The organism is Streptomyces hawaiiensis, from assembly GCF_004803895.1.
Lineage (GTDB): Bacteria > Actinomycetota > Actinomycetes > Streptomycetales > Streptomycetaceae > Streptomyces > Streptomyces hawaiiensis.
Genome location: NZ_CP021978.1, coordinates 172838 through 195038, shown reverse-complemented (window position 1 = coordinate 195038; position 22201 = coordinate 172838). Strand labels below are relative to the sequence as shown.

Below are 22201 nucleotides of genomic sequence, written 5' to 3'. Positions count from 1 at the left end.
AACTCATTCTGAAACGATCAGCTAGGCGCCGGTCCGCCCGTCGGTGAGCTCACGCACGACGTCGAGGTGGCCGTTGTGGCGAGACGTCTCCTCGATGAGGTGGAGGATCACCCAACGGAGGTCGACGTGGCGGCCGTCGCTGATGGGGCGCTTGGTCGTTGCGTTCAGGTCGTGGTCGGACACCAGGCGGTGGTAGCGGGCGCTCTGCTCCTCGTACTCGGCGAGGAGCTGTGGCAACGGGATGTCAACCGCTGTCCGCATCTCAGGGTCGGGATCATCGTCGGTCGCCTCGGCGAGCGGCCCCGCATGCTGCCGGTGGCCTCCAGGTCGGCCAAGGCCTGCTGGAAGGCGGTGCTGCGCCGGTAGGCGAACGCACTGGCGGTGTCCGGTGCGGTGTCGTGTGCGGCCGGCTGGCACGGTCGTACAGCCCGGCCTCTTCCTCCGTCCGCCAGCGACGCAGCCACTTGTGGGCTGTGGCCCGCGAGATGCCCATCTCGGCGGCGACATGCGCGACGGGACGACCCTGTTGGACACGCTGGATCAGTAGCCGCCTGCCGTGGACGGTCAGCCGGGCATTACGGTGGGACACGAAGACCTCCGAGCGGTGCAGTCCTAGACAGCTCCACCACACCGGAGGTCTTCGCCATGACCAAGCCCGGCGACTGTCAACAACGCTCGTGATCCATACAGCTGGCAGAAGGTGATGGAGGCGGCCCTGGACGAAGGGGTTGCTGGTGGCCTCGGCGTACGCGCTCCAGATCTCCAACTGGCCGGTGGTGGCCTCGGACAGCTCGCCAACCGTCCCCTGAGCGGGTGGCCGGGGATCGGCGCAGCGAAGTCCTGGGCCTTTGCCGGTCCCAGATAGCCCAAGTCGCAGCGCGGCGAGCAGCGCATCGCGCTGCTGTGCAGCGGCTGCGTTCGTGTCGAGGTCGGCGGCCGCGACTGCGACGGGCGATGGCCTCGTAGGAAGCGGCGTCCTGCGCCGCTTCGTTGGCCTTGCGCCGGCCACAGGGGTGGCAGCCGCCCTGCCCCTGTCGGATGGAGCCCAGCGTGGGGGCCCCGGGCGCTCCGCACGTCTTGCAGCGGACGGGCCACGGTGTGTCCACTCCTGGGTACGGACCGAGGGGTTCCAGGCCCGCGGCCCGCATGTCGGCCGCGGCGACGTCCGGGTCGACCGGCGCGTTCCCTGCGCACCACCGGCAGGGCCCGGCACCGGAGTTGATCCGGACGTAGGTGGGTGTGACCTCGCGTCCGCAGGCGAGGTGGCGGCACCGCCACTTCCGGTCGCTGCCGGGATAGAGCTCCAGGGGCTCCAGGCCGGCCGCTCGCATCACTGCGGCTGCGGCCTCGGGGTCGATCCGGGCCCGTCCGGAGCAGTACACGCAGCCGTGCTGTCCCTTGGTGACGTTGCTCAGCCGAGGGGTGACCTCCCGCCCGCACGCCATATGGCGGCACCGCCACGGGGCGGCACAGCCGGGGTAGGGCTCCAGCGGCTCCAGGCCTGTCGCCCGCATGATCTCTTCGGGCTCGCGAGGGTCCTTCCGCGGTCTGCCGGTGCGCGCCATGAGTTCAACTCCCCGCGTTCCAAGGGTGAGCGGGGACTTGCCTCGCTTGCGGCGCAGCATGGAGGCGGCCACTGACATCGACGCTGATCGCCGGATTGCCGCTGGTGGGAACTGGTGCCGGGGCGGCCTGGCGGCTCAGGGGCATGGCATCGGTAGGAGGGCAGGGTCCGTCGCCGCTCAGAAATGGCGTGAAGCGGGCCCTTGAGCCGAGTGGGGAAGACGCGGCAGGAACCCCGTCCCGGTCGGGTGACCGTGCTCCCGCGGCCATGTGGCATGCGGTCTACCCCGGGCCTGCCGGTCCGGCGCCCGCATCCCCGCTCCGACAGCCTTCATGACGGTGGTCGGCATCGCCGCCGCGCAATTGGCCTTCGCCGTCCTCGCGTTCCTCGTCCGCGCCTGTCCCTACGCTCACACAACGGCGCCCAGCGCATCCTCGGCGTCGGTTCCCGGGCCGGCTCCAAGGCTTCAGTTCCGCTCGAGTGTCTGATCGGCGAGCCGCTCCGCTCCAGCCGCCGCGGTGGGCCGCGGCGGCTCTTGTTGTCGGTCGGCGTAACGGTTGTCCCACTCCGCCCGCACCGCGGGGTCACCGACGTATCCGTCGGTAGGCGATGGGATGTCAGACGCGGGCGATGCTGGTGCGATGTCGTCGGTCACGGGCCCACGGTCGCCCACCGAATCGCGGTATGCCACTCCTGTTGCCGGTCCGGCAAACGGCGTCGCGACTGGGTTGCAGGCGCAGATGAGCGGTCCCGGCTGACCTTCCGTAGCCGAGGCAGAGTCCATCCACTCGCGCCTGAAGATCGGTGACAGTTCCGCCTCATGTCTCCTGACCTGCAACGGCATGCCCTAGGGGCCCAGGTCTACAGACCGAGGGTTGTTATGACCGCTGTCATGATGGATGCTGCCTCTCGGCGTTCGCCGCAGCCGAGCAGGACGAGCCGGGAGGGCGTGAAGATGAGCGAAAGCGTCGCACGGGCGATGTGGGAGAGGTTCGAACCGGTCCACCAACTGGTCTACTTCGCCCCCGAGGTGCGCCAGGTCCTGGATGGTCTCGGATTGCGCGGCTACTGGATGGGCTACTTCGCCCTGCGCGCGGCGCCTCTCGGCCCGGTTCCCGCATCCGTCGTCACCAGCTGCTTCTACGTCTTCCACCCCGACCGGGCGGCGAGCGCGCTGCCGGACGCCTGGGCTCTCGCACCTCCGCAGCAGGTGATCGAGGCGCGCGAGCGGGCCGTGGACGCCGCGATGACCAATCTCTACCGTCCGGACGTCGTCGCCTCCGCCGAGGTGGCCGAGGCCGCTGACCTCGCCTGGGAGGCCGCCCGCGCCGCGAACACGGCGGGACGGGTGCTCGGCGCGGCCAACCAGGCCCTGCCCCGCCCGGCCCAGCCGCACGTCAGGCTCTGGCAGGCCGTGACCACCTTGCGCGAACACCGTGGCGACGGGCATGTGGCCATGCTGGTGGGCCGACGTCTGGGGCCGGTCGAGGCGCTGGTGCTCAAGAGCGCGACAGGGGAAACCGACGCCGAGTTCCAGCGACGCATCCGTCAGTGGAACGGCGAGGAATGGCGGTCGGCGCAGGCGGAGTTGGGCGAGCGCGGCTGGATCGACGAGGAGGGACGCCTCACCGGGGCCGGCGCGGCCGCTCACGAGCAGATGGAGGCGGAGACGGACGCGGCGGCCCTCACGCCGTGGCAGGCGCTGGGCGCCGACGCCACCACTCGCCTCGCCCACCTGCTCGAACCACTCGCACGACGCACCCTGGACTCCGGAATCATCCCGACCGGTAACCCAGTCGGGCTCACCGAGGTCACGTGGAGCTCCGCGGGTTGACCTCCGGGCGGCGTGGGGCCCCTGCGCGGTCAGGATGCGAGGGGACGTGGTCAAACGTGCCCTCGCATCGGCCCGAGGGGTGCGCCCGTTCTCGCCGACAGTCCGCCGGGGCACAACGGCTTCGCGGGGTTCTTCCGGCCTGCTGTCCGCTGCATGGGGATCCCGGGGGTAACCGCTCGGCATGACTGTTTACGGGTTACACGCCTCGCACGAGCAGATCCCGCCCGCGGACCTGCTCGCCGCCGTGGTGCACGCGGAACAGGTGGGATTCACCGCCGCCATGTGCTCGGACCACTTCTCGCCGTGGAGCGTCCGTCAGGGGGAATCCGGGTTCGCCTGGTCGTGGCTCGGCGCCGCCCTCCAGGCCACCGGCCATCTGCCGTTCGGCGTGGTGAACGCGCCCGGCCAGCGTTACCACCCGGCGATCATCGCCCAGGCGGTCGCCACCCTCGCATCCATGTACCCGGGCCGCTTCTGGGTGGCGCTCGGCAGTGGTGAAGCGTCCAACGAACACATCACCGGGGCCGGTTGGCCCCGCAAGGAGGTCCGCGACGCGCGGCTGCGCGAGTGTGCTGATGTCATCCGCGCCCTGCTGCGCGGGGAGGAGGTCAGCCACGAGGGACTCGTCACCGTGGACCGGGCCAGGCTGTGGACGCTGCCGCCCGACGTACCGCCGCTGATCGGAGCCGCCTGCAGCACGGCCACAGCGGCCCGGTGCGCGCAGTGGGCGGACGGCCTGATCACGGTCAACGCCCCCCGGGAACGGCTGCGCGAGATCGTCGGTGCCTACCGCGAGGCGGGAGGGCGCGGGCCGGTGCACCTCCAGGTGCACCTGAGCTGGGCGCCCGACGACGACCAGGCCCTCGCGCTGGCGCACGACCAATGGCGCACCAACGTGCATGCCCCTCCGGCCAGTTGGGACCTGGACTCCGCTGAACTGTTCGACATCGTCAGCGAGCACGTGACGCCCGAGCAGGTGGCGGGCACCGTCAACGTCTCGTCCGATCTCGGCCGGCACACCGCCTGGCTCCAGGAGTACGCGGAACTCGGCTTCGACGTGGTGATGCTGCACCACGTAGGCCGTGAACTCAGCGCATTTATCGACGCGTTCGGCGCCGAGGTGCTGCCGCAGCTCGACGTCACCCGCCCGCTGCCCGCCACGGCCGAGGAGTATCGATGCGTCTGACCCGCACGTCCGACCTGTGGTGGAAGAACGCGGTGGTGTACTGCCTGGACGTCGAGACGTACCAGGACGGCAACGGCGACGGGATCGGTGACTTCGCGGGCCTCACGCAGCGCATCGACCATCTGGTGCGCCTCGGCGTGACCTGCGTGTGGCTGATGCCCTTCTACCCGACGCGGGAACGCGACGACGGATACGACATCACGGACTTCTACGGTGTCGACCCCCGCCTGGGGACGCTCGGCGACTTCACCGAGTTCGTCCGCACGGCCCGGGACCGCGGCATCCGTGTGATCGCCGACCTCGTCGTGAACCACACGGCCGAGGACCACCCCTGGTTCCAGGACGCCCGATCCGGCCGGGACTCCGCCCATCGCCACTGGTACGTCTGGAAGGACGAGCCTCCCGAGGACGGGCCCGAAGGGGTGGTCTTCCCCGACGTGGAGGACAGTCTGTGGGAGTACGACGAGGGCAGTGGCCAGTACTACCTGCACCGCTTCTACAAGCAACAGCCCGACCTCAACGTCGCCAACCCCGAGGTGCGCGACGAGATAGCCCGGGTCATGGGCTTCTGGACACAGCTGGGACTGTCCGGGTTCCGGGTGGACGCCGTGCCCTTCCTGTTGGAGACGGACGGGCAGGACGACGCCGACGCGCTGCCCGACCCGCACGAGTACCTCGCCGACCTGCGCGCCTTCCTCGGCCGCCGCAACGGCGAGTCCGTACTGCTCGGCGAGGTCAATCTGCCCTACGACGGCCTCTGCCGGTTCTTCGGGGACCCCGACTCGGACCGCGGGGACGAGCTGACCATGTGCTTCGACTTCGTCGGGATGCAGCAGATGTACCTGTCGCTGGCACGCGAGGACGCGGGCCCGCTCGCCGCCGCGCTGCGGGAGCGGCCCGCCGCCCCCCGTGACGCCCACTGGGCCACGTTCGTGCGCAACCACGACGAGCTGACCCTCGACAAGCTGAGCGACGACGAACGCGCCGAGGTCTTCGCCACCTTCGGTCCCGACAAGGACATGCAGCTGTACGACCGTGGTCTGCGCCGCAGGCTGCCGCCCATGGTCGACGGTGACCGCCGCCGTATCGAACTCGCCTACAGCCTGCTGTTCACGCTGCCGGGCACCCCCGTGCTCTTCTACGGCGAGGAGATCGGCATGGGCGAGAACCTGGCCGCCGAGGGCCGTCAGGCCGTCCGCACGCCCATGCAGTGGACCCCGGAGGCCGGCGCCGGGTTTTCCACCGGCGCACCCGACACCTTCCCCAACCCTCTGCCGGAGGGCGCGTTCGCACCCCAGAAGGTCAACGTGTACGAGCAGAGCCGCGACCCCGGCTCGCTGCTGAGCCGCATGCGCCTGTTCACCGAGCGCTACCGGGAGGCTCCTGAGCTGGCCTGGGGCGAGTACCGGCTGGTCGAGAGCGGGGAGCGCTCCGTCCTTGCCCATGTCAGCCACACGACCGACGGGAGCGTCCTGGCCCTGCACAACTTCGCCGGCCGGCCGGTCACCGCACGGCTACGGCTGTCCGAGGCGAGGGCCGGTGGGAGGCTGACGGATCTGCTCGACGAGGGGCACGCGGGATCCACCGTGCCCGACGACGGTCAGCTCGCCGTCGAGTTGCCCGCCTACGGGTACCGGTGGCTGCGAGTCGGCACCCCGGGCGACGACCCCGAAAGGGTCGCCACCGACTGATATGGCGCCCACCGGGAAGCCTGGTGAGGTGATCGAGGCCCACGGCACGGACGGAGAGAGGCGGCAAGGGCGTGCCGACGCGGTGCCAGCTGGGAACAGTCGGTCTCGACAAGCGGCTGTGCTGCGCCCGGCCGGAAGGCCGCGAAATGGCTGATTCGATCCGCTGGAGCCACTCCGGTTCCGTTCCTCATGGCGCCCGGTGAAGACCAAGTTCCTCGGGGTTCGGGAGGACCGGACGGATCTGCAGGTCGCGGAGTGGGCCTGCAGGGCTGAACCGCCGACCGTCCGCCGGGTCCGGCAGGCGGTCCGCCGCGAGCGGCTACGGCGGTCCCGCCGCCCCCCGTTGACCGGGCACGGACTCGCTGCGGTCACCCGGTCGGCGCGATGCGGGAGCGGGTCAGCGCCCGGCGGCCGACGACGATGGCGATGAGCCCAACGGGACGGCCGCTATGGCTCCAACGAGTTGCCGGTGCCGGGACCATCACTGAACGTGGCCAGGTGCAGTATCCCGAGGATCGCGCCGGCCAGCCCCACCACCACGGCCGCCATGCCGCCGGGCCCGCGACGTCGGTCCATGTCCCTTCCTTGTCTACGTTGGAGGGGCTTGCGGGAGCGGCGCCTGAGAGGTGTTCTCGATGTCATCGCGTTTCGAGCGGGATGAATGGCACGTGCGCAAGCTCAAGCGGTGAGGGCTCGGCGGGCACGCCAGCGTCCGCAGGCACTACGGCCGAAAGGTCTGAACCAATACCGGAATCAGGCGGCGACGAGCTCCTTCTCGCGGTCCGGCGTCTTGACCTTGGGCTTCCTGTTCGGCAGTGAGAGCCGGAAGACCTTGTGCCACGCGGAGAACACCTGTTTGGGCAGTGGGCCGGTGACGTACTCCAGCTCGTACTTCTCGAACAGCGCGCGCACCTTCACCGCGACCTCGGCGTACCGGTTGCTCGGCAGGTCCGGGAACAGGTGGTGCTCGATCTGGTGGGACAGGTTGCCGGTCATGAAGTGCATGGCTCTGCTGCCGCTGATGTTCGCCGAGCCCATCATCTGGCGCAGGTACCACTGGCCGCGCGTCTCGCCCTTGATCGACCGGCGCTCGAAGACCTGCACGCCCTCGGGGAAGTGCCCGCACATGATCACCGAGTGGGTCCAGATGTTGCGGACCAGGTTCGCGGTGAACGTGGCGGCGAGCGTGGGGAGGAACGACGGGCCCGACAGCAGCGGGTGGATCACGTAGTCCTTGAGCACCTGCTTGCGGATCTTGCGGCCCACGGCCTTGGCCCGCGCGCGGAACTCCGGGTTCTTGCGGCGGCGCTTGTGCAGGTTCTTGCCGAGCTCCAGGTCGTACGCTGCGATGCCGTACTCGAAGAAGCAGGCGTTGAGGAAGTTCCACAGCGGCTGGCCGAGGTGGAACGGGTGCCACTTCTGGTCCTCGTCGACGCGCATGATGCCGTAGCCGAGGTCGTTGTCCTTGCCGATCACGTTGGTGTACGTGTGGTGCAGTTCGTTGTGCGAGTGCTTCCACTGATCGGCCGGCGAGACGTGATCCCACTCCCAGGTGGTGGAGTGGATCTTCGGGTCCCGCATCCAGTCCCACTGGCCGTGCAGGATGTTGTGGCCGATCTCCATGTTGTCCATGATCTTCGCCACGGACAGACCGGCGGTGCCGATGATCCACGCGGGCGGGAAGATCGAGAACAGCAGCACGCCCCTGCTGACCAGCTCGAGCTTGCGCTGCGCCGAGATGACCTTGCGGATGTAGGCGGCGTCTTTCTCGCCGCGGTCGGCGATCACCTCGTCGCGGATCGCGTCCAGCTCGCGGCCGAGCTCCTCGATCTGCTCCGCGGTGAGGTGGGCGGTGGGGTCGATTGCGGTCAAGGTGTTCCTAACGTTCGATGTCGCAGGGGCCCGCGGCGGCGGACACGCAGGTCTGGATGAGGACGCCCGGCTCGGCCTCGGTGATCTCGCCGGTGCGCAGGTCGCGGACGGCGCCCGCCTTGAGCGGCGTGATGCAGCCGAAGCAGATGCCCATGCGGCACCCGGAGGGCATGAGCACGCCGGCCTCCTCGCCGATGTCCAGCAACGGCGTGGCGCCGTCCGCGTCGACGGTCTTGCCGGTGGCGCTGAACGTGACCTCGCCGCCGTCGCCGGCGACGACGATGCTGGGGCGGAAGCGTTCGGTGTGCAGGCGCTCTTGTACGCCGTGCTCGCTCCAGTGCTCTTCGGCGGCGTCGAGCAGGCCCGCGGGCCCGCAGGCCCAGGTCTCGCGCTCGGCCCAGTCGGGCACGAGTCCGTCGAGACGGGCGATGTCGAGCATGCCGTCTGTGTCGGTGTGCACCTCGGTGAGCCGCAGCTTCTTGTCCGCGACCATGTCGTGCAGTTCGTTGCGGAAGATCACGTCTTGCGGCCGTGGCGCGCAGTGGACCATGACGACGTCGTCGAACTCGGTGTCGCGCAGCATGCCCATCACGGGCGTGATGCCGCTGCCGGCCGTCAGGTAGAGCACCTTGGCGGGCTTGGCCTGCGGCAGCACGAAGTCACCGGTCGGCAGGTCGAGCTGGATCAGCGTGCCCGGTTTCGCCCTGCGGACCAGGTGGTTGCTGACCTTGCCGTCAGGGATCGCCTTCACGGTGATCGTGACGCGGCCGTCCTGGCGGTTCGTCGGCGAGGTGATGGAGTAGGCACGCCACAGGCGCACCCCGTCGACGTCGACCCCGATCCGCACGTACTGACCGGCGGTGTGGCCGCGCCAGCCCCGCCCCGGCCTGATCACGATGGTCGCGGCATCACCCGTCTCGGGGTGCACGGCCTCGATGCGCCCACGCAGGTCAGCGCCCGCACGCAGCGGGCTGACCAGGTCGAGGTAGTCCGACGGCAGCAGCGGCGTCGTGACCATCTCCAGCAGTTTCCACGCCCTGCTGCGGAGGGCTGCACTCGTCATGACTCCAGCTTGCTGCGCCGCAGGGCGTAAAGTCCTGACCGCAGGACGTGAATCTGATCGGCTGAATTGTTCGTAGGGAACAAAAACGTGAGCCATGCAATCCGGAGGGCCAGCGAGCTGGCCCTGGATGAGACGACGGTCACCGTACTTCGGGCCGCGCTGAAGACCACCGCCGACGAGGTCGTCCAGGCGATCATCGACGAGGTCCCTCCCTACGCCAACGCCCTTTCGGGCCGCATGGGCGGCACCATCCGCCGAGCCGTCCGCACCGCCCTGGGGCACTACCTGGACCTCGCGAGCGGGAACGCCACAGGTGGCGACGCCGGTGACGCAGCCTACGAGCTGGGCCGCGGAGAGGTACGCGAGGGCCGTTCGATGGACGCCCTCCTCAGCGCCTACCGCGTCGGCGCCCGCGTGGCCTGGCGATGCCTGGCAGCCGGTGCCGTACCGGCAGGTCTGCCCGCCGCCGAGGTCGCCAAGTTCGCCGAGCTGACCTTCGCCTACATCGACGAGCTCTCCGCCGCGAGCGCCGCGGGCCACGCCGACGAACTGGCCGCCCGGGGCAGGGACCACGAGCGCCACTTGGAGCACCTGGCCCGCGACCTCCTCGCCGGCGCGAGCCCGGACGTGCTGCTGGCCTCTGTGCAACGGGCCGGGTGGCAGCCTCCGGTTTCGCTGACCGCGGTCCTGCTGCCCGCCGCCCAGGCCCGGCCTGCCTACCGCGCGCTCGACCCGAGCACCCTCGTCCTCGACGATCTGCCGGACGCCACCGGTGTGCTGCTCGTCCCCGACGCCGACCGATCACATCTCTTGCGGCAGCTGACCGGCCGCACCGCCGTGGTCGGCCCGGCCCGGCCATGGACACGAGCGTCCGCCTCGTACGCACGAGCCGTACGCGCCCGCTCCCTCTCCTCCGATATTCGCGACACCGAGGACCACCTGCCCGAGCTGGTGCTGAGCGCCGACGTGGACGCGTTCGCAGACCTGCGTGCCCGAGCCCTCGCACCGTTGCGGACCTTGCCTGTCGCGACCGCACGGCGGCTGGAGGAGACGTTGCGGGCGTGGCTGCTGCACCAGGGCAGGCGGGAGGAGGTGGCGGCGGCGTTGTTCGTCCATCCCCAGACAGTCCGGTACCGGATGTCGCAGCTGCGGGAGCTGTTTCCGGATCTCGCATCGCCACACCGGGTCCTTGAACTGACGCTGGCGGTCGGTCTTCGGGGCAGCTGACGCGTACTTCGACCATCCACGACCGCGTCCTCGATCGGTCCAGGAATCGTGCCTCGTTCTCGGTGCCATCAGCTGGCTCATGCGGCCCGGGTAAGAGCGGTATTGGCCAGCTGAGACCGGGGGTTGATGTGAAGACCGGACAAGGCCTCGGGAAGCCCGCCGGGGGCGCTGTCTCTGAGCAGCGCGGTGGCGGATACGGTTCGACTGGATCCAGTGGACGATGCGCACCGGCCCGCCCGTCGACGCGCTCATCGAGCATCTGGTCGGTGATCTGGGCCGCTATGCCCTGGAAAACAGCTTTCATGTCGTCGTGGAGGGCGCTGTCCTGGCACGAACTGACCCACGGGCGCGCGGCGGCTGCAGCTGGGTGACCGGCGGGGCGGCCAGGCCGGGTCACCAAGGGCCCGGGGCGGGCCGCTCGCGCCGGGGACCACCGTGGTTCTGCGACGGCCCCGTGCCTCCCTTCCGACAGGTCAACCGGACGACCGACCGGGCCGGCCTGGCACACCGCGCGAGGGATGATGGGGATGGAATGACGGAACATGAGGTCAGGAGCCTCCATGGCGAAGCGGGTTCACCGACCCCGTGAGGACGCGGAGTTCAATTTCATCCTCGGGATGAGCGCAGTTCCGGTCCTCGCATACTTCACCGGGACATGGCCCAAGGCAATCGAGCCCTGCCGGGTGATGGACCTCGTCGTGGGTGGTATCGCCGACGACTACACGGGCCGCCTGACGGCCGTCCGCGCCGACATCACGCGTTGTCCGGCCGCAACCGAGCGATACGGGATCACCGGAGCCCCGTCCTACGTCCTGCTGAAGGAGGGCGAGGCGGTGGCGCACGGCACGGGGCCTATGACCATCGCCGAGGTACGGAAGTTCCTGGACGGCCACCTCTGAGCGGCCGCTGCGGCACGTGGCCGCGACGCCCGTCACGTCTCGTCTACGGGAGCTGCGCCGCCAGAGGCACCTTGTGGCTGAGACACCCCCACAGGTCACATATCGCCGTCCAGGGTGGTCGCATCCGGCAGTTGCACGGCGCCGGCCACGGTCTCCGGGAACGCGGGGCCCATCTCGGTGTCGCGCCTGGAGCGCGGCATCACCTTCCCGGCGTCGACGGAGAGCAGGGCCCGGAAGCCGTCCCATTTCAACTCCGCGGCCCATCCGGGGCGCAGATGGGTTCGGGCACGGGTGAGCTCAGCATGCGTTCCGTCAGCGTCCAGGTCACCCACGATGCCTTCCACGCGCGCCGGCCGCCGTTCGGGTGCTGTGCCGAGCACCGGTACCGGCGCCGTCCGGTTCAGGTCTTCCTTGATCACTGTGTGTGGTGCAGCGCGGACCTGTTGTCAGTGCCTGCTGTCACCATGGGCGGTCCTGGTCGTGTGGCTTCGAGGGGGAGGCTTTAATGCCTTGGGTACGGGACTACGTGCGCTCTGACGGGACGCCCGTACGGGGACATTCGAGGTGGGCTCCGGGCGCCAGACGAGAAGTGACGATCTTCGCCGGGTTCGCGTTAGCCGTGGTGGCGTTAGGCAACGGCAGTACGACGGCAGGCAGCGGAGGTGAGGCTCCGCGGCCGCAGCCGACCGTGCAGTACCCGATCCGGTTCGACGACGCCCCGCCACCACGGATCCAGCAGCCGCGGCCCACGGTGTCCTACCCCGTCCGGTTCCCGCAGACGGGGAACCGGTGACGCGCCGACGGCCGCCCGCAAGGCGGCGTACCAGGCGCCCGAGCAAGCGGCAACAGCAACGGGACGCACAGCTGCTCGCGCTCGTGGTGGTGGCCACGGCGGTCATCGGTCTGGTCGTGATGGTGGTCAACTGGCTGCTGGCCCACCGGTGGGTGCTCCTGGTCGCCCTGGTGCTCGCCGTGCTCGCGGGAGCCGGCTGGCTCCGCGCCCGTCAGCAGCAGGCCCGCTGGGACGCAGTCCGATCGCAGGGCCTGCGCTACGAACTGTCTCAACTCGACGCACTGCATTACGCCAAGTTCGAGGAGGCGGTCCGGGACCTGATGCGCCGCGACGGCTGCCGGGACGCGCAGCGGGTCGGCGGGGGCGGTGACCTGGGCGCGGACGTGAAAGCCACCGACCCGCTCGGACGGCGCTGGGTGATCCAGTGCAAGCACCGCCGTGACGGCACCCGGGGCTCGGCGGTGGGCACGCCGGATCTACAGGTCCTCAACGGGACTGCCAGGCCGGTGCACGGCGCGGACGTCGCGGTGATCGTTACGAACGGCCGGGTGACCGGCCCGGCGGTGGACTTCGCCAAGCAGCAGCGGCTGCACGTGGTGGACCGCCAGACCCTGGCGGTGTGGGCCTCGGGCTCCCGGCCGCTGTGGGAGCTGCTGCGGGCCGTTCCGCCTCCAAGGCGGCCCACGTCTTTGAGCTGAACTGCGGAGCTTGGCAGGCTACGGCCCTTGCGGTTGAGCGGAACCCGGCAAATTCGCCGGGTTCCGCTCAACCGCAAGGGCGTTCTCCGCACCTCGGCGCACGGTCAGTCGAGGAGCGCAGGTCCGCCCGCTGTAACCGCGAGCAGCTCGGGGGCGAGCAGCTGGACCTAGTCATGCTCCACAACCCCGAACGGGCCCACCCCGCCCTGCACCAGGCGATCCGGGACGCGTTCGCTGTCCTGGAGGAAGAGACGGCGGCCGGGCGCGTGTCCGGGTACGGCAGCATCGCCACGTGGGCGGGCCTGGAAGAGGAAGCGTTCACGGTGGGTGAGCTGCTCGCCCTGGCCGCCGAAGCCGCGGGCGCGGCGGTTGGATGACCAAGTGGTGGTGCCGGTCCCGCCCCCTGACCCGGACACCGAACAGCGCATGCGCGCCCACCACGCCCGAGCCGCCAAGGCCCTGGACGTGCAGACCGAGCCGGGCGGGGAGTTCTGGGGAATGACGACACCGGCCTGCCACCCGAACCGGTTTCCGGGCGCCCACCAACTGATGGCGCCCGATCCGACGCCTTTCGTTCAGGTGGCCGGGTACATCGGACAGTCCGGACGGGCGGCAAGAGCTGCAAGGGCGGCCCGAGCAGCTCCAGCGTGGCGGCGAGGGTCTCCCGACCTCCTAGCCTTCCCACCAGTGCCAGCGTTGGGAGGGACCTCCGGTGCACGTCGAGGTGGAAACAGGGTGCTTCTTTCCGTCATACGGCATTCGCGCGAGACACTTACGGCTCACGGCTTCATGATCGTCGATCCGGCGCCGACGAGTACGGCAACCCCAGCACCGGCCAGGCAGCGACCCGGTACGGCTGGCTCGGTGAGAAACAGCGCTCGGCCGAGACCCTGACCGGTCTCACGCTGATGGGCGTGCGCCTCTACGACCCCGCCCGGGGGCGCTCCTGCAAACCGGCCCGGTGCCCGGCGGTTCCGCGAACGCCTACGACTACTCCAGCGCGGACCCGTGCAACGCCACCGACACCGACGGCATGAGCCCGAAGTGCGGCAAGCGCCGTATCAAGAACGGGGTACGGCATGCGCATCGTCGTCAGCCGCCGGGGTGGCAGCATCGCGAAGAACGGCTACCCCTACATCGGCTACTACATCAACGTCCAAATCATGGGGTCCGTCAATCGCTACCTGGTGTTCTGCAACGCCACCTACGGGGAGACGCACAGTGTTCCCCCGGGCAAGCGCGGCAAGATGCGCAAGTTGCAGGCCAAGGGAAGTTGGAAGGCCCCGGGCAAGATCGGCTGGGCGGTCCACTACAACATCCAGGTGAAGCCAGGGACGAGGATCTAGACCTACGGGTCGGTCTTCGTCGCCGGCTGGAACGGATATGTGGCTGACATGTCCTACTCCTGCATGGCCAAGTCATCCGGCGTGCGGGGGCGGCCGACTCGCATGGGCGTCGGCCGCCCCCCACGTAAACCGATTAGATATGTGACGTGCCCTCCCGGCGGCCCCATCCACAGGTCGCCGTGAACGCAGCAGGCCGATTCGAGGGACTCCAAGAAATGAGGAAGCAAGAAGATCATGAGAAAGCCCATGGCCGACATCGCCGAAACCGCTCTCCGGCTGGGGCACCCACCAACCGACCTCGCGGCGACCCGCCCCTTGGCCGTCCCCGCCGACACTGTCATCGTCGCTGACGTGTGGATCAGCGGCGACCTCGGGTTCGTCCTGCTCTTGCACCGCCGGGACGACGATCTCATCGCCGAAGAGTTGTACTACTCCGTGCGGCGCGCGGACGGTGTCTGGGAGTGTCCGGACCACCTCGGCGGGGGCATCGTCGGCACGGAGTTGGGCACTTCGGCCATGGCCGAGGACGCACTCGCCGGAGCTTCCGTGTCCGTCGTCGCCGAGTCCGAGTCTCTTGTCCACACCGGGCGTGGCTCAGACGGTGACGAAGGAGAACTCGTACGTGCCTGGGAGCTTCTGGTGAGCGGTGGCGCGGACCTCATCGAGATCGAGCGCTTCCCACCAGCCCCCGGGACACCGGCAATCTCCAGACGAGACGTGACAGGGCCCTTGATGCTCCTCGTTCTGTTGCCCGGTGAACGAGTGCGTGTTTCCCCTATGCGCAGAGAGAACTCATCATTCACCCGGTTTGGCGACGTGTTGGACCTGCACAACCCGGAGCAGTGACCGCACTGACTCCGCCACCGTGATGTGGCGCTACGATCCGCCCGTGGGACGGGCCCCGGCACAGGAAGGCCGTCAGGCGGCATGCGGGCAGCAGCAGAAGAAGCGAGCTCGAAGGAGACGGGCGGAGGAGAAGGTGCTGCGGCCGCACGGCGCGGGGCGGGGCGCGTACCCGGGTTCCTGCCAGGCCTGCTTCGAGGACTACGGCAAGGGCGACCACGAAGGGGAGCGACGACTGGCCCACCCTCGATGCGCATGCGGAATGTCATGCACATTGGATGCTGCGCATGATGCGCACCCCTTGCCCAGGTGCGCCGACCGGAACACGGGCCGCCCTCGCCGGGAAAAGCAACCCTTGACCAGCCTCGAGTTCGCGGTGTTTCCCCTCGGCCACGCTCCGGCGATGCCGTGCACCGGCCCGCGATGCGCTTGTCCGGAGGGGAGATCTCTCCCTCCCGCACCGTCACTATCCGTAGGACGGCGCGTGGTGGGCAGAGTGGCGTCCACTCCCGCATCACGGTGCGCACCACCGGGTGGGAGTGGACGACACCGTGCGCCCCGTTGGGGAGTGGACTCCACCGTGGTGTGCATCCGGTGCGCAGTGGAGTCCACTCGGTGGCCACCATCCAATGGGGGAGTGAGGTACAGCGCGCGCACAAGTACGCCTTCGCGCGCCCGTTCCCGGTGGTCGGTGTGCGTGGCGCGTGACGGCCGCCGGAGTCGGCTCTACGATCGCACTCTCGGAGACCAGACTCCGGCGCAGAAGGCCGCCAAGGCGGCACGCGGGCAGCAGCCGAAGAAGCGGCCCGGCAGTTGCTCACATGGTGGCGCGTCTCTGCGCTGCTGAAGTTCGGGGAGCGGATGGTCGACGGGCTGCTGGAGCGGTGCCAGGCATTCGGTGCGGCGATCCGAGCCCGGGTGGTGGGGCCACGCGTGGACACAGCGCTCGCCAGCGTCGACGTCGCCGCGGTCGTCTTCACCGTGCGAGGGATCTTCGCACGCCGCCTGGCGGTGATCCCCGTTCGGCAAGGACGGCGTCTCACATTGCGTGGACATCAGCGAGCCGAAGACGCTGCGCGGCCGTATGCCGGCCTACCGCTTCTACACCGCCCGCTGGCCACTGGCCGACTCGCCCACCCGCCGCCCGCTGGGCGCCGAACCCGATACGGGCCACCGAACCCCGGGCGGCTCTGGGGACCCGGACATGTCCTGCCCACCGAACTGTTGTCTACAACTCTTGACAATACTCCTTCGACCTCCGCACGCCGAACATGCCGGGATCTGTGCGGACGGGTCTTCTCCCGCTCGTCGTAGAGCCGTTGGGCGGGTGCGGCCTGGTTCGCGGTGAGCTTCGGTCGGCGCCTGCCGACCCTGGGGCGGGCCCGTGTGGCGGTGAGTGAGGACTTCGCGTGCCGAACCCACACCTGTGGAGTGATCTGCCTCACAGGCTGTCACAGCGATCAGTTGTGCGGTGTCTTGAGGCCGAACCCCTTGAGAGGGAGGAGACAGGGTGACCGAGAAGACCGAGGCGGTCGTGATCGGCAGCGGATATGCAGGAGTCGGTTCCTGTCAGGAATCGGGGCGCTGTTCCGCTCAAGTCTCCGAGAGTAAGCCAACCGACGGGAGCAACACATGAAGCACCGCATCGTCGTCCTCGGCGCCGGCTATGCCGGGTCCTACGTGGCCGGGACCCTGGCCCGCCGGCTGTCCCCGCAGGACACCGAGATCACCGTGGTCAACGCTGAGCCGGACTTCGTCCAGCGGCTGCGGCTGCACCAACTCGCGGCCGGCCGGGAGATCGCGGCTCCACAGCTCGCCGACGTCTTCGCGGGCACGGGGATACGGCTGCGCCTGGCCCGTGTCGCCGCCGTCGACCCCGAGCACCGGGTCGTCACCGTGGCCCACGCCCACGCCGACGACAGCGAGCTCGGCTACGACACCCTTCTTTACGCGCTCGGCAGCCACGGCGACGACCACGGTGTCCCCGGCGTGGCCGAGCACGCCTTCGACGTCGCCGCCAGGCCATCGGCGCTGCGCCTGCGCGAGCGCCTGGACAACCTGGACAGGCAGGGCGGGCGGGGCGAAGGCGGGAGCGTGCTGGTCGTCGGCGACGGGCTGACCGGCATCGAGACCGCCACCGAGATCGCCGAATCCCGGCCCGGCCTGTCGGTGGCGCTGGTCGCCCGCGGAGAGCTGGGTGCCCCGCTCTCCGCGGGAGCCCGCGGCCACCTGCGCCGGGCCTGCGACCGGCTGGGCATCACCGTTTGGGAGCACACCAGCGTCGAGGCCGTCGAAGCGACGCGGGTGCTGTGCGCCGACGGCACCGTTCTGGCGTCCGACGCGACCGTGTGGACGGCCGGGTTCGCGGCCGGCCCCATCGCCGCCGCCGGCGGGCTGGAGGTCACCGAGAACGGTCGGATCGTCGTCGACCGCACCATGCGGTCGGTCTCGCACCCGAACGTCTACGCCGTCGGCGACAGCGCCTACGCCATCGGCGACAACGGCCGAACGCTGCCCATGTCCTGCGCTTCGGCCGGCTACACCGGCCGGCAGGCCACGGAGGCGATCGTGGGACGCCTGACCGGCCGCAAGATCCCGAACACCAAGCTGGAGTACGTGGGCAACCACATCAGCCTCGGGCGACGGGACGGGATCCTGCAGATGGTCGACGACGAAGCGCGGGCGAAGCCGAAGTATGTGGGCGGCCGGAAGGCCGCGCGGATCAAGGCGGGCATCGTGAAGATGTCGCTGTGGGGCACCTCGCACCCGACCTTCGGCCTGCCCAAGCGCAAGCTCCGCCTGGCCGCCGCGCCGGATCTGTCCGCCGAGAAGACGGTCCGACCCCGGGAGAACGAAGCAGCCGCTCACGGCTGAGAACACCTATGGCGTCGTGCACACCGAGCCCAAGGACGACCACCGCCCCGACAACTGCCGCAGGCCAAGCACGGCGAGGCGTCGGCCATCGCGGGGCGGGCAGCCTGACCAGGCATTCGAGGGAGAGAGACCGAGAGATGACCGACCACACCACCGACCTGGCGACCGAAGCGTTCGTCGCCCACCGCAACCTGCTGTTCACCGTCGCCTACGAGATGCTCGGATCGGCGGCCGATGCCGAGGACGTCCTCCAGGAGACCTGGCTGCGCTGGGTCAAGGTCGACTTGGGGCAGGTGAGCGACCAGCGGGCGTATCTGGTGCGGATCGCGACCCGGCAGGCGCTCAACCGGCTGCGCACCGTGAAGCGCCGCCGCGAGGCGTACGTCGGCCAGTGGCTGCCCGAGCCGCTGATCACCACGCCGGACGTGGCCGAGGACATCGAACTCGCCGAGAGCATGTCGATGGCGATGATGCTCGTCCTGGAAAGTCTTTCCCCGACCGAGCGGGCGGTGTTCGTGCTGCGCGAGGTCTTCGAGGTCGACTACGACGAGATCGCCGAAGCCGTCGGCAAGAGCCCCGATGCCGTCCGCCAGATCGCGCACCGGGCTCGCCGGCACGTCGGCGCTCGCCGCCCCCGCCGGACGGCCTCCGCGAGTGAGACCCGGGTGGCCTTGGAGTCCTTCCAGCGCGCCATCGAAAGCGGGAGCCCGCAGGACCTCCTCGACGTACTCGCCCCCGACGTCGTCCTGCTCAGCGACGGCGGCGGCGTCAAGCGCGCCGCGTTGCATCCGGTCACCGGTGCCGAAAAGATCGTCCGCTTCTACCTCGGCGGCTCCGCCAAGGTCAAGGCCACCATCACCTGGGAGCCCACCGTGATCAACGGCAGCCCCGCACTGGCCGTATACGTGGGCGGCGAGCTGGACGGCGTCATGGCCGTCCGCGTCGAGGACGCCCGCATCACCGGCCTCTACTTCGTCCGCAACCCCGAGAAGCTGACCCACGTCACCTCCGAAACCCCGCTCACCCTGCGCTGACGCCGTCGGCGCGGACAGACACCCGTCTATGGCCCACACCACAAGAGGGGACCACACCATGACCAGACAGATGACGGCCGTTGCGCCGCGCGGCCTCACCTTCCTCAGGACCGCGATAGCACTGCAGACCCTGACCCTCTTCTTCCAGGCGGTCACCGCAGGCATGCTGCTGACCTCGTCCCACGGCTATCTGATGCACGACGTCGGATCGAAGGTGATGTACGCAGCCGCCGTGTTGTACGTGCTCGCCGCGATCCTGGCCTGGCGCCCAGGCGGCGGATCACCCCGCCCCGTCCTGTACGCCACCGGCTTCCTCCTACTCGCCTCGACGCAGGTCGCACTCGGCATCGCTCACGTGCCCTCGTTCCATGTCCCCTTGGGCGTGGTGATGTTCGCCCTCAGCACCCTGGCCCTGGTCCAGACACTGTCTCCGCGCTTGCTGTTGCGCCCCGCTGCCGGGTCGTAGCCGCCTGGTGAACCGCTGTGGATCGGCCGGGGCGATCTCGACGGTGAACCCAACGGTCACGAGAGCCGTCTCGGCAACGGCCGGCCGGGCTCAGATGGCCGGTGCGATTCCGGACCGTCATCACCGGCGTCGCGCTGCGTCAGCGATCGAGCGCAATTCGCGTCTATACCCGGGCCCAAGGCGTCGTGGCTGTACTGCTGGGACAAGGCAGGCAGCCTCACCTCCCAGGACGGCACCAAGAACGCCTGCCCCGGGGGACGACGTACACCTACGACGACGCGAGCGAGCTGACCGGCAAGAACGGCTCCACCACGGGCTGGTCCTACGACAAGCTCGGCAATGAACCCGCCGCGGCAAGCGGCACCGTCCGCACCAACGAGACGTGGACGGACTACAGACAGCTCTCCGGCATCACCGTGGGCGGCAAGACCTACGACCTGGTCCACGCGGGCACGTCGTATGGTCTGCCGGCGCGATCGCCCATTGGGCTGCGAGCAGCTCCTGGACCGCGAAGGCGGTCTGGTCATCGCGGCCGCGATGACCACGACAGCCAGTCCTGGCTTTGCCACATGCGCTTACGTGATCGGCTTCACCAAGAGCACACGCGTGGGCAGCCCATGAGGTTCTCCGGGGAGGTCAGTGTCGGACCGCAGGGGAGTTTTCAGTTCACTGACAGTCCGGCACCGCCCAGCTGCTGCCCCGGCTCAGCCCCCGCCGCACCTGCGGCCCGCTGTTCCTCACCGACCGCAGCGCCCCGGCCGGGACGCCGACCCTCGACGTGTGCTCCGAGACGAGCCGGGCCCGGCTCTCCTACCGCCGGGCCGAGAAGATCTTCGAAGAGAACACCCGGCCCAACTTTCGCGCCGGAGCAGGTAGGTCAGCTCCAGCTCCCCGCCTTCCTTGGTGATGTGCCCGGGAAGGTCGGCGGAGCGGCGGTCGAGTACGAGTGTCCCGATCAACCGGTCGGTTTCCTTGTCGGTGATGACGTAGGTACCGGGCTTGCCTGCGACAGCGCTGACGCCGTTCGCGTCGAAGTACTGCTCGACGACGCTACGGGGCCGGGGGCCGCCGAACAGCGGGGACAGCGCCCGCCGGCCCGCGTCGGTCTGGGTGTCGGCACACTAGCCGGTGCATCACCTTCCACCACCGCACCAGTGAAGCCCGTGCGTTCGCCTGTTCTGCTGCGGCGTCAACTCCCGCCGCACAGCGACGATGGACCGGGAGTCCTGACGTTGGCCGTTCGCCCTCTATGAGGTCTTGCTCCGCGCCCGCCGGCGCCGGCCTGGCGGCCGTCCAGACCGGTGGACGGGGCGACGTCACGCAGGGACGCCGAGCGGGGGGTGCTCGAGCACGCGGGGCTTGTACTCGACCAGCTGGATGCGGCCGTCGAAGGTGCGGTGCTCGATCATCTCGAGGGCAACGTCCGGATAGCCGTCGTAAATGCGTTCGTCGCCCGTGGCCCCTGTGATCACCGGGAACATCACGACCCGGAAGCGATCGACGAGTCCGGCTCGTAGCAGGGACCGGCACAGGCTGAGGCTGCCGATCGTGCTGAGGAGCCCCGAGCCACTCGACTTCATGGCGCGGACCGCCTCGACGGCGTCGTCGCGGACGAGCGTGGAGTTGGCCCACGTCAGTGGCTCCTCGAGTGAGGAGGAGAACACCACCTTGGACGCTTGCGTGAGCTCGTCGACGGACGCCTCTTCTTCGGGCCTCAACTCGTCTTGGCCATTCGGGAGCTCGCCTGCGGCGAAGCCCGACATCAGGCGGTAGGTGTTCGCTCCCATCAGGTAGGTGGCCTCGGGCTGCTCGCCGAGCCATGCGAGGTACTCCGGGCCCTCGAGCCCCAGAACCCGGGCCATCCCTCTCCCGATGCGTGGCCGTCGAGGGAGGTGATGAAGTCGACGAGAAGCTCCGACATCGCGGTGTCCTTTCCTAGGGCTCGTCCGGCGGATCATGGGCCGAGACAGGGCCGGACCGAGGCGAGGGCCGGCCAGTGCCCCAATCGTGTTGACCACCCCCGGCAGGCAGTGCTGGAGTCGGCACGTGGACAGTATCCCCGCCAACCGGCGGCTCTGGAACCAGATCAGCAGCGCCTACCAGCACGAGCACGACCCGCAAATCGGCGCCACCCCCCGGCTGTGGGGCATGTACTCCATCCCCGACGCGCACCTGCACGCCCTGGGCGACGTCACCGGCAAGCGCGTCCTCGAACTCGGCTGCGGCGCCGGCCAGTGGTCCAGGGCGCTCGCCGCCGAGGGCGCCACCGTGGTCGGGCTCGACCTGTCCGAAGCCCAACTCGCCGCAGCGGCCCGCGCGATGGGAGCGGCCCGCTACCCGCTAGTGCAAGGCGCCGCCGAACAACTCCCCTTCGCCGCCGACAGCTTCGACCTGGTGTTCTGCGACTTTGGTGGGCTCAGCTGGGCGCCCCCGCACCTGGCCGTCCCGCAGGCCGCACGCGTCTTGGGCCGAGGCGGGCGCCTGGTGTTCAACGTCGCCAGCCCATGGTTCGAAGCTTGCTACGACGAAGCCGCCAGCCGCGTGACCACGACGCTGCAGCAGGACTACTTCGGGTTGAACACCATCGCAGAAGACGACGGTGCGACCAGCTATCAGCTCACCTACGGCGACTGGGTCAAGGTCCTGCGCGGCGCGGGTCTCATCATCGACGACCTCATCGAGCCGCGGCCCGAACTCGGAACACCCAACGGCTACAACGAAACCGACCCACCCGACTGGGCACACCGCTGGCCGGCGGAACTGCTCTGGGTAACCCACAAACCGTAGGTTCCGCCGCGCCGAGACGTGAAG

Annotated in this window: 19 protein-coding genes and 5 pseudogenes; 15 read left to right on the top strand and 9 right to left on the bottom strand. The window is 69.5% G+C overall.

Features of this window, described 5'->3' with window-relative positions:
* Positions 1–21: 21 nt before the first annotated feature.
* Positions 22–303, bottom strand: a pseudogene (locus tag CEB94_RS00940) (mycothiol transferase); the annotation flags it as partial.
* A gap of 76 nt (positions 304–379) precedes the next feature.
* Positions 380–589, bottom strand: a pseudogene (locus CEB94_RS00935) (leucine zipper domain-containing protein); the annotation flags it as partial.
* Between the two features lie 1249 nt (positions 590–1838).
* On the opposite strand from CEB94_RS00935, the pseudogene CEB94_RS40540 reads away from it, so the two are divergent.
* Positions 1839–2021, top strand: a pseudogene (locus CEB94_RS40540) (hypothetical protein); the annotation flags it as partial.
* A 9-nt stretch (positions 2022–2030) separates the two neighbouring features.
* On the opposite strand, the gene CEB94_RS40535 reads toward CEB94_RS40540, so the two are convergent.
* Positions 2031–2219, bottom strand: coding sequence for a hypothetical protein (locus CEB94_RS40535; protein WP_246112229.1), 189 nt, complete (start codon positions 2217–2219; stop codon positions 2031–2033).
* A 300-nt stretch (positions 2220–2519) separates the two neighbouring features.
* On the opposite strand from CEB94_RS40535, the gene CEB94_RS00925 reads away from it, so the two are divergent.
* The 3 genes from CEB94_RS00925 to CEB94_RS00915 all read left to right on the top strand — a co-directional run bounded on the left by CEB94_RS00925 (position 2520) and on the right by CEB94_RS00915 (position 6275).
* Entirely contained in the window at positions 2520–3398 is an 879-nt protein-coding gene (locus tag CEB94_RS00925; RefSeq protein WP_175430330.1) for an SCO6745 family protein, read from the top strand.
* A 181-nt stretch (positions 3399–3579) separates the two neighbouring features.
* Positions 3580–4584 (top strand): TIGR03885 family FMN-dependent LLM class oxidoreductase, encoded by a 1005-nt coding sequence (locus CEB94_RS00920; protein ID WP_175430329.1) that lies wholly within the window; start codon positions 3580–3582, stop codon positions 4582–4584.
* Complete coding sequence (locus CEB94_RS00915) at positions 4575–6275, top strand: alpha-amylase family protein (RefSeq protein ID WP_175430328.1); 1701 nt, start codon at positions 4575–4577, stop codon at positions 6273–6275. Before CEB94_RS00920 ends, CEB94_RS00915 begins: the two co-directional genes overlap by 10 nt.
* Positions 6276–6722: 447 nt before the next feature.
* Here the strand turns inward: CEB94_RS00915 and CEB94_RS40530 are convergent, their stop codons facing one another.
* From CEB94_RS40530 to CEB94_RS00905, 3 genes are all read right to left on the bottom strand, one after another.
* Positions 6723–6851: a DUF6223 family protein gene (locus tag CEB94_RS40530; protein WP_246111656.1), complete on the bottom strand. Its 129-nt coding sequence runs from the start codon at positions 6849–6851 to the stop codon at positions 6723–6725.
* Between the two features lie 177 nt (positions 6852–7028).
* The gene (locus tag CEB94_RS00910; RefSeq protein WP_175430327.1) at positions 7029–8147 is read right to left on the bottom strand and encodes a fatty acid desaturase family protein; all 1119 of its coding nucleotides are present in this window, start codon (positions 8145–8147) and stop codon (positions 7029–7031) included.
* A gap of 7 nt (positions 8148–8154) precedes the next feature.
* Entirely contained in the window at positions 8155–9210 is a 1056-nt protein-coding gene (locus CEB94_RS00905) for a ferredoxin reductase (RefSeq protein ID WP_175430326.1), read from the bottom strand.
* An 87-nt stretch (positions 9211–9297) separates the two neighbouring features.
* On the opposite strand from CEB94_RS00905, the gene CEB94_RS00900 reads away from it, so the two are divergent.
* Positions 9298–10437 (top strand): PucR family transcriptional regulator, encoded by a 1140-nt coding sequence (locus tag CEB94_RS00900; RefSeq protein WP_175430325.1) that lies wholly within the window; start codon positions 9298–9300, stop codon positions 10435–10437.
* A gap of 560 nt (positions 10438–10997) precedes the next feature.
* On the top strand, positions 10998–11336 hold the full coding sequence (locus CEB94_RS00895) for a thioredoxin family protein (protein WP_175430324.1): 339 nt from the start codon (positions 10998–11000) through the stop codon (positions 11334–11336).
* A 95-nt stretch (positions 11337–11431) separates the two neighbouring features.
* On the opposite strand, the gene CEB94_RS00890 is transcribed toward CEB94_RS00895, so the two are convergent.
* Complete coding sequence (locus CEB94_RS00890; RefSeq protein WP_175430323.1) at positions 11432–11668, bottom strand: DNA ligase-like domain-containing protein; 237 nt, start codon at positions 11666–11668, stop codon at positions 11432–11434.
* Positions 11669–12125: 457 nt separating this feature from the next.
* Here CEB94_RS00890 and CEB94_RS00885 point away from each other — a divergent pair, with 457 nt between their 5' ends.
* The 8 genes and pseudogenes from CEB94_RS00885 to CEB94_RS00855 all read left to right on the top strand — a co-directional run bounded on the left by CEB94_RS00885 (position 12126) and on the right by CEB94_RS00855 (position 19390).
* Positions 12126–12827, top strand: a complete 702-nt coding sequence (locus CEB94_RS00885; RefSeq protein ID WP_175430322.1) for a restriction endonuclease — start codon at positions 12126–12128, stop codon at positions 12825–12827.
* Between the two features lie 173 nt (positions 12828–13000).
* Positions 13001–13204 carry a hypothetical protein gene (locus CEB94_RS00880; protein WP_175430321.1) on the top strand — a complete coding sequence of 68 codons (204 nt, stop codon included), beginning with the start codon at positions 13001–13003 and terminating at the stop codon, positions 13202–13204.
* A 432-nt stretch (positions 13205–13636) separates the two neighbouring features.
* Positions 13637–13860 (top strand): annotated as a pseudogene (locus CEB94_RS42090) (RHS repeat-associated core domain-containing protein); the annotation flags it as partial.
* Between the two features lie 46 nt (positions 13861–13906).
* Positions 13907–14173, top strand: a complete 267-nt coding sequence (locus CEB94_RS00875) for a hypothetical protein (RefSeq protein WP_175430320.1) — start codon at positions 13907–13909, stop codon at positions 14171–14173.
* 246 nt (positions 14174–14419) lie between these two features.
* A complete protein-coding gene (locus CEB94_RS00870; protein ID WP_175430319.1) occupies positions 14420–15019 on the top strand; it encodes a hypothetical protein in 600 nt (199 codons plus the stop codon).
* 1629 nt (positions 15020–16648) lie between these two features.
* Positions 16649–17890: an NAD(P)/FAD-dependent oxidoreductase gene (locus CEB94_RS00865; RefSeq protein ID WP_175430318.1), complete on the top strand. Its 1242-nt coding sequence runs from the start codon at positions 16649–16651 to the stop codon at positions 17888–17890.
* 137 nt (positions 17891–18027) lie between these two features.
* Positions 18028–18924 carry an RNA polymerase sigma-70 factor gene (locus CEB94_RS00860; protein ID WP_175430317.1) on the top strand — a complete coding sequence of 299 codons (897 nt, stop codon included), beginning with the start codon at positions 18028–18030 and terminating at the stop codon, positions 18922–18924.
* Positions 18925–18982: 58 nt separating this feature from the next.
* On the top strand, positions 18983–19390 hold the full coding sequence (locus CEB94_RS00855) for a hypothetical protein (protein ID WP_175430316.1): 408 nt from the start codon (positions 18983–18985) through the stop codon (positions 19388–19390).
* A gap of 411 nt (positions 19391–19801) precedes the next feature.
* Here the strand turns inward: CEB94_RS00855 and CEB94_RS42085 are convergent, their stop codons facing one another.
* Together CEB94_RS42085 and CEB94_RS00850 are read right to left on the bottom strand one after the other, a co-directional pair.
* On the bottom strand, positions 19802–19888 hold the full coding sequence (locus tag CEB94_RS42085) for a hypothetical protein (RefSeq protein ID WP_381106968.1): 87 nt from the start codon (positions 19886–19888) through the stop codon (positions 19802–19804).
* Positions 19889–20706: 818 nt separating this feature from the next.
* Positions 20707–21311, bottom strand: a pseudogene (locus CEB94_RS00850) (dihydrofolate reductase family protein).
* Between the two features lie 125 nt (positions 21312–21436).
* Between CEB94_RS00850 and CEB94_RS00845 the strand changes: the two are divergent.
* Entirely contained in the window at positions 21437–22177 is a 741-nt protein-coding gene (locus CEB94_RS00845) for a class I SAM-dependent methyltransferase (RefSeq protein WP_175430315.1), read from the top strand.
* Positions 22178–22201: the final 24 nt, after the last annotated feature.